This is a genomic window from Pseudoalteromonas sp. (assembly GCF_036960685.1).
Lineage (GTDB): Bacteria > Pseudomonadota > Gammaproteobacteria > Enterobacterales > Alteromonadaceae > Pseudoalteromonas.
Window position 1 is genome coordinate 1 of record NZ_JBALXK010000063.1, and the last position, 785, is coordinate 785.

A 785-nucleotide genomic window follows, 5' to 3' on the forward strand; every position below is an offset into this window, starting at 1 on the left:
GTGTACTGAATATCGCCATCAGGCAAAGTTACTTCAAGAGAAACCAATGTGCGATTGTCATAGGCATCAGTTAAAAGCGTTTGACCAGCAGCACCAGAATCGCGAGCAATAACAAAGTCATAACCGCCATTGTCTTGAACACCTAAGAACTTTTCTTTGATGCCTGTTTCTACAGGTACAAATTCGAGTACCTCAGTAGTGCCACCAGGCTCACCAAAATCACCGACATTCCCAACAGGAGTCCATGATAAAGCAGCAAATCCAGCTTGGTCGTGCGTTGCTGGAGCGGCGGCTGATGCCGAAAGAGTTGTACCAGTTGAGCTATTAGCCATTTTAGGCTCCTTTATTTAAGTTTTTTACTGCTTCTTTCAAGGCTTTCTCTGCCTTGGCTAAATTTATTCTTACCATTCCGCCAACCGCTTGACGCGACCAGCCTTCGAATTCTACCCTCCGAACATAAGGAAGGTTATTTGTTAGGTACATATCAGAGCCAATTTTATGACTTCTAGCAGCTTCATTCACTCGCTTGATAGCTGCTGAGCCTTTAGCGCCTCTAGTCTTGGTCGTTTCCGTGCTTGGCGACATAACTGATGCAAACCAATTGTTTCTTAATCTACCGCCCACATAACCAGCAGGCGGCTTTGACTTCCAGAATGACGGGTCGCCCACTGGAGTGCTTAAAATTATATTCGTGCTTACTTGGATAAAGAACCCTCTTGAGGTCTTTTCTAAGTCCTGCCCCCTAAGCTCTGCATACTGCTTGGCGAATGCGCCTAATTCAGTAG

General features: G+C 45.6%; 2 protein-coding genes. Both read right to left on the bottom strand.

The genetic code is table 11. From position 1 onward, the window contains the following. Positions 1-332: hypothetical protein (locus tag V7783_RS21025; RefSeq protein ID WP_335680384.1), on the bottom strand; the 332-nt coding region annotated here is incomplete at its 3' end. Position 333: 1 nt separating this feature from the next. After that, positions 334-785: hypothetical protein (locus V7783_RS21030; RefSeq protein WP_335680385.1), on the bottom strand; the 452-nt coding region annotated here is incomplete at its 5' end.